The organism is Polaromonas sp. P1_E3 (assembly GCF_056405935.1).
This window is the reverse complement of sequence record NZ_JBFUBD010000168.1, coordinates 1-5,861: the sequence shown is the minus strand read 5'-3', so window position 1 is coordinate 5,861 and position 5,861 is coordinate 1. Positions and strand designations below refer to the sequence as shown.

The 5,861-nt window shown below is 64.5% G+C and carries 7 protein-coding genes; 2 read left to right on the top strand and 5 right to left on the bottom strand.

The annotated features are described in order from the left end of the window. Positions 1-77: 77 nt before the first annotated feature. Both secB and AC1D0Z_RS14860 read left to right on the top strand, forming a co-directional pair. Positions 78-542 (top strand): protein-export chaperone SecB, encoded by a 465-nt coding sequence (secB, locus tag AC1D0Z_RS14865; RefSeq protein ID WP_477658996.1) that lies wholly within the window; start codon positions 78-80, stop codon positions 540-542. Between the two features lie 45 nt (positions 543-587). After that, positions 588-1,604: an NAD(P)H-dependent glycerol-3-phosphate dehydrogenase gene (locus AC1D0Z_RS14860; protein ID WP_477658995.1), complete on the top strand. Its 1,017-nt coding sequence runs from the start codon at positions 588-590 to the stop codon at positions 1,602-1,604. Positions 1,605-1,757: 153 nt separating this feature from the next. Here AC1D0Z_RS14860 and AC1D0Z_RS14855 read toward each other — a convergent pair whose 3' ends face one another. The 5 genes from AC1D0Z_RS14855 to bioB all read right to left on the bottom strand — a co-directional run bounded on the left by AC1D0Z_RS14855 (position 1,758) and on the right by bioB (position 5,762). Continuing rightward, positions 1,758-2,087: a cupin domain-containing protein gene (locus tag AC1D0Z_RS14855; RefSeq protein ID WP_477658994.1), complete on the bottom strand. Its 330-nt coding sequence runs from the start codon at positions 2,085-2,087 to the stop codon at positions 1,758-1,760. A gap of 94 nt (positions 2,088-2,181) precedes the next feature. Further along, positions 2,182-2,652 carry an N-acetyltransferase family protein gene (locus tag AC1D0Z_RS14850; RefSeq protein WP_477658993.1) on the bottom strand — a complete coding sequence of 157 codons (471 nt, stop codon included), beginning with the start codon at positions 2,650-2,652 and terminating at the stop codon, positions 2,182-2,184. Positions 2,653-2,824: 172 nt separating this feature from the next. Next, positions 2,825-3,673 carry a pantoate--beta-alanine ligase gene (gene panC, locus AC1D0Z_RS14845; protein ID WP_477658992.1) on the bottom strand — a complete coding sequence of 283 codons (849 nt, stop codon included), beginning with the start codon at positions 3,671-3,673 and terminating at the stop codon, positions 2,825-2,827. 43 nt (positions 3,674-3,716) lie between these two features. Continuing rightward, positions 3,717-4,631, bottom strand: coding sequence for a 3-methyl-2-oxobutanoate hydroxymethyltransferase (gene panB, locus AC1D0Z_RS14840; protein WP_477658991.1), 915 nt, complete (start codon positions 4,629-4,631; stop codon positions 3,717-3,719). A 108-nt stretch (positions 4,632-4,739) separates the two neighbouring features. After that, on the bottom strand, positions 4,740-5,762 hold the full coding sequence (gene bioB / locus AC1D0Z_RS14835) for a biotin synthase BioB (protein ID WP_477658990.1): 1,023 nt from the start codon (positions 5,760-5,762) through the stop codon (positions 4,740-4,742). Positions 5,763-5,861 lie beyond the last annotated feature (99 nt).

Here is a 5,861-nt window from a genome sequence, read left to right as displayed (position 1 = left end):
CCCTATAATCCGCTGGTCACCGGCAAGCCGGCGCGTCGAATCCTCTATCCAACCTTCCCAGCACCCGAAAGAGCACCATGGCTGAAGCCAATCTTGACCCCGTTTTCCAGATCCAGCGCGTTTACCTCAAGGATGTATCGCTGGAGCAGCCCAATTCGCCGGAAATCCTGCTGAGCCAGGAGCAGCCTGCGGTTGACATCCAGCTGGGCGTGGGCGCCACCCCTGTGGCCGACGGCCTTTTTGAAGTGTCCGTCACGGCTACCGTGCAGACAAAAATCGGCGACAAAACCGTGTTTCTGGTGGAAGCCAAGCAGGCCGGCATCTTTGAAGTCCGCAATGTGCCCGAAGACCAGATGGGCGCCATCCTGGGCATTGCCTGCCCGCAAATCGTCTACCCCTACCTGCGCGGCAATGTGGCCGATGTGATCCAGCGCGGCGGCTTCCCGCCTGTGCACATGGCTGAAATCAACTTTCAGGCCATGTACGAGCAGCAGCAGGCCCAGGCCGCTGCCGAATCGGCTGCGCCCCAGATCATCGTTTAACGGCCCGGCCGGGGCTCCCGGCTGCCGTCTCCTGCAGATTCACGCATGAAAATTCTGGTCATCGGCGCCGGCGCCTGGGGTACGGCTGTGGCTGTCAGCAGCGCTGCACGGCATCAGATCACCCTGTGGGCGCGCGATGCGGCTTTGGCCGCCGACCTGCGAACCAGCCGCGTCAATGCGCGCTACCTGCCCGGCGTGGCCTTGCCTGCCGGCTTGCAGCTTCAAGGTGGCGATGTGCCTCTGGCCGAAGCGATCAAGGACCAGGACCTCATCATCCTGGCGACGCCTGTTTCAGCAGCGCGCGGCATGCTGCAATCCCTGCAGCACGCCAGTGTTCCGGTGGCCTGGCTGAGCAAGGGGTTTGAAGCCCCGCTCGAGCCGGCTCCATCTGCAGCATCATTTGGCCTGATGGTCCATGAAATACGGGCGCAGGCAGCTATCAATTTAAGAGCGGGCGTGCTCAGCGGGCCCAGCTTCGCCCTTGAAGTCGCCCGCGGACAGCCGACCGCCCTGGTGGCCGCCAGTGAACACCCTGAAGTGCGCGAAGCACTGGTGGCGGCCTTTCACAGTGCCACCCTGCGTGTCTACGCCAATGACGACGTCGTGGGGGTGGAGGTGGGCGGCGCCGTCAAGAACGTGCTGGCCATCGCCACGGGGCTTTGCGATGGGTTGCAGCTGGGGCTGAACGCCCGGGCTGCGCTGATCACCCGCGGCCTGGCTGAAATGACCCGGCTGGGCGTGGCGCTGGGCGCGCGCGCCGAAACCTTCACCGGCCTTTCGGGCCTGGGCGACCTGGTCTTGACAGCCACCGGCGACTTGAGCCGCAACCGCAAGGTGGGCCTGCTGCTGGCTGAGGGCAAGACGCTGGCGCAAGCGGTGGACTCGCTCGGGCATGTGGCCGAGGGCGTGTATTGCGCCCGCACCGTGGTGCAGCGCGCAGCGGGGTTGGGCATCGAAATGCCGATTGCGCAAAGCGTGGTGGACTTGCTGGACGGCAAGCTCAAGCCGGCTGAAGCCGTGGCGGCGCTGATGGGGCGCGGGCCGACGGCGGAACTGGCCTGACCTCTGAGCGGCGGATTTCGCGCTCCCCGGTTATTGAAGCTGGCCTCTTTGGTATTGCTATTAAATATATAGCTGCTTGCGCCCGTCCTGATTGGACTACAGCCTTAAATAATGCCAAACGTCGGGGTGCTACGCAGCATGCGGGCCGCCTGCCTATTCGCACAAATGCAGCGTCACCAGCAGCGAAGCATCTCGCAATGCCGTCACGCTGTACTCCACTCCCCCCTCCAGCCATAACAACTGGCCGGCCTTCATGGTTTGCGTGCGGCCGCCCGCATTGAAAGCCACTTCACCGTCAAGGCACTGCACGGTCAGCTCGCCTTTGACATGGTGTGGCGGCACAGTCTTGCCTGCCGGCAGGATGAGGCGCATAACCTCGAGTTCATTGCTTTTGAACAGTGCGACGGTTCTGCTTTCCTGCAACTGGCCTGCCAGCGGCTGGATGTCGATGACTTGGCCGGCAGCGGCGTGGGAAATGGCCATGGTGAACTCCTGCGGACGTTGCGACGTGGAACGAACGCTTCCGTTATACCGCAGGGCTTTCGCGGGCGGCGTAGGCCAGCGGAGCAAGCCTGCGTCAGGGCGCGGAAACCGCCTTGTTGTACGCCAGGAAGACGTCGTCGCGAACCCAGCCCAGGGACTCATACAGCGCCTGCGCGGTGTGGTTGGTCCTGGCGGTGGTCAGGTCCAGCCGCGCAAAGCCGTGCTGTTGTGCGTGCGCGTGGGCGGCCTGCATCAGCGCGCGGCCGGCGCCCGACTTGCGTGAAGCGGGCGCTACATACAGGTCATACAGCGTGTAGATGGGCTGGGCAATCACCGAGCAGAAGCCGGGGTACAGCTGGCAGAAGCCGGCGAGCGCGCCGGTGCCGGGTGCGCCTTGCTCGGCCACAAGGATGACCGACTCGCGGTTTCGCATCCGGTTGCCGATAAAGTCCAGCGCCAGCGCAGCATCGGCAGGCTGTTCGTAAAACTGGCGATAGGCGTCAAACAGCGCGGCCACGGCAGGCTGGTCGTCCAAAGTGGCAAGGCGTACGGAAGGGGTGTTCATGTTGATTTGTGAGAAAAGACAAAAATCTGCCATCAGGTGGCGAACTGATTTTTTTAAGAAAAAGCCTGCAGCCCAGGCGGGACGAGCGCAAGCAGCTATCAAAAGTGGAGCGCGTGGGGGCCCGCCGGATGGCCTCCGGCGGTGGCCGGATTGGCCCGAATTCGGCCCGGGCCTAGATTTCCAGGTTGTCGATCAGCCGGGTGCTGCCCAGCTTGGCCGCGCCCAGCACCACCAGCGGCACATCGGCCAGCGGGCCTTGTGGTGCCAACAGGTCGGCTCGGCGGCGCACGGTCAGGTAGTCGGGCTTCCAGCCGCGGCGGGCCAGTGCCTGCATGGCCTGCGCTTCCAGGGCTGGCAGGTCGGGCGTGCTGCTGGCACGCGCGGCTTCGCCCAGGGCGCGTATGGCCCTGGAAAGCTCCACGGCTTCGGCGCGCTGGGTGGCGTTCAGGTAGCCGTTGCGCGATGACAGCGCCAGGCCGTCTTCGGCGCGCTGGGTTTCACCCGCCAGGATCTCGATCGGCAGCGCAAACTGCTGCACCATGCGGCGCACCACCATCACCTGCTGGTAGTCCTTTTTGCCGAAAGCCGCCACGCCCGTGGGCATGCCGGCAAACACGCAGGAAAACAGCTTGAGCACCACGGTGCTCACCCCAATGAAAAAGCCGGGCCTGAAGTGGCCTTCAAGGATGTCGCTGATATCGGTGGCCGGATGAACCTTGTAGCTTTGCGGCTCGGGGTAGAGGTGTTTTTCCAGCGGGGCGAAGAGCACGTTGCAGCCGGCCTCTTTCAGGCGCTCGGCATCGGCGTCCAGCGTGCGCGGGTAGCTGTCGAAGTCTTCATGCGGCGCGAACTGCAGGCGGTTCACGAAAATGCTGGACACACTCACGTCGCCCAGCGGCTTGGCCTGCCTGACGAGGGCGATGTGGCCGTCGTGCAGGTTGCCCATGGTGGGCACAAAAGACGGGCGCTTGTACGGGCTGAGCGCCTCGCGCAGCTCCGGGATGGTGTGGACGATCTGCATCTTTTTTCCTGACTCGTGAAGGGCGGGTGCGGTGAGGCCCGGTTTACCAGGCGTGGGTGGCATTCACCGGAAAGCTGCCGTCTTTCACGGCGCGCACATAGGCTTCCATGGCACCGCGCACACTTGCGGACTTGTTGTCCGGGCTTTCCATGAAGTTGCGCACAAACTTCGGCATCTTGCCCAGGTTCATGCCCAGCATGTCGTGCAGCACCAGAACCTGGCCCGCCGTGCCGTTGCCCGCGCCTATGCCGATGGTGGCGCAATGCGAGAGTTCCTGCGTCAATGCGGCCGACAGGGCTGCGGGCACCATCTCCAGCACCAACATGGCGGCGCCGGCGTCCTGCAGCTCGCGGGCGTGGCGCGTCATCGTGGCAGCGGCTTCGTCGCCCTTGCCCTGCACACGGTAGCCGCCCAGCGCATGCACGGTTTGCGGCGTCAACCCCAGATGGGCGCAGACCGGGATGCCGCGTTCAACCAGGAAGCGCACGGTGTCGGTGGTCCAGCCACCGCCCTCGAGCTTGACCATATGGGCCCCGGCCTGCATCAGCACCGTAGCGCTGCGCAGCGCCTGCTCTTTCGACTCGTGGTAACTGCCGAAGGGCAGATCGCCGATCAGCCAGGCCGTGGCGTGCGAGCGGCGCAGGCCGTTGGCCACGCACTCGGTGTGGTGACGCATGGTTTCCAGCGTTACGCCGACGGTGCTGGTCAGGCCCTGGCAGACCATGCCCAGTGAATCGCCGACCAGGATGCATTCCACACCGGCCGCGTCGGCCACGGYGGCAAACGTCGCGTCGTAGGCGGTCAGCATGGTGATTTTTTCGCCGTGCGCTTGCATCTCGCGCAGGCGCGGCAGGCTCAGCGGCTTGCGCGCCGGCGGAGTTGATGGCGTAGACGACGGCGGCAGCGTGCCGTAAGGCGTAGCTGATGCTGGATTGGAAGTGTCGGCAGAAGTCGTCATGGGTGCGTCCGGAATTTAGCGAGAGTCTAACCAGCTTCGCCGTGCTTTTTTGCCGGCGGTTTAGAGAGGCCAGACAAAGGCCGGGAAACGGATGGATTCGCGAACGACTCAGCGCACTTCGGGCGCGGACCGGCTCATGCCCAGGCGTTCCAGCAGCTTCACATCGGCGTCGGTGTCGGGGTTGCCGGTGGTCAGCAGTTTGTCGCCGTAAAAAATCGAATTGGCGCCGGCCAGGAAGCACAGCGCCTGCACGCCGTCGCCCATTTGCYGGCGGCCGGCCGACAGCCGCACGCGTGCCGTCGGCATGGTGATGCGGGCCACGGCAATCGTGCGTACAAATTCAAACGGGTCCAGGTCGGCCTGGTTGGCCAGCGGCGTGCCTTCGATTTTCACCAGGTTGTTGATGGGCACCGATTCGGGGTAGGGCGAGAGGTTGGCGAGTTCGGCCACCAGGCCGGCGCGCTGGCGGCGCGTCTCGCCCATGCCGACGATGCCGCCGCAGCAGACCTTGACGCCGGCGCTGCGCACGCGCGCCAGTGTGTCGAGCCGGTCCTGGTAGTCGCGCGTGGTGATGATGTCGCCGTAAAAATCAGGTGCGCTGTCGAGGTTGTGGTTGTAGTAGTCCAGGCCCGCGCTCTGCAGCGTTTGCGCGTGGCCGTCTTCCAGCATGCCCAGCGTGGCGCAGGTTTCCAGGCCCAGTGCTTTCACCGTGCGCACCAGCTCGGCCACTTTTTCAATGTCGCGGTCTTTCGGCGAGCGCCACGCCGCGCCCATGCAAAAACGTGTGGCACCCGCGGCTTGCGCGCGCTGGGCGGCGGCCAGCACCTCGGCCGGCTCCATCAACTTGCTGGCCTCCACGCCGGTGTCGTAGCGCGCGGCCTGCGGGCAGTAGCCGCAGTCTTCGGCGCAGCCGCCCGTCTTGACGGACAGCAAGGTGGCGAACTCGATGTGCGTGGGGTCGAAGTTTTCGCGGTGCACCGTTTGGGCGCGGTGCATCAGTTCCGGAAAGGGCAGGTTGAACAAAGCCTCGATGGCGTCCACACTCCAGCGCTGCCCACCAGCCTGTTCGGCTTGTGAAATCTGCGGGCGCGGGCGGTGGAGCGTGATGGTTTGTTCTGCAACGTGGGACATGGTCTCTTTCCTTTCGGGAATGGGTTTTTGAGTCTATCTGATGCGTTTTTTAGTAGCCTGCTTCAACCTGGCAGCGGATGCTTCGACAGGGCTGTCAGG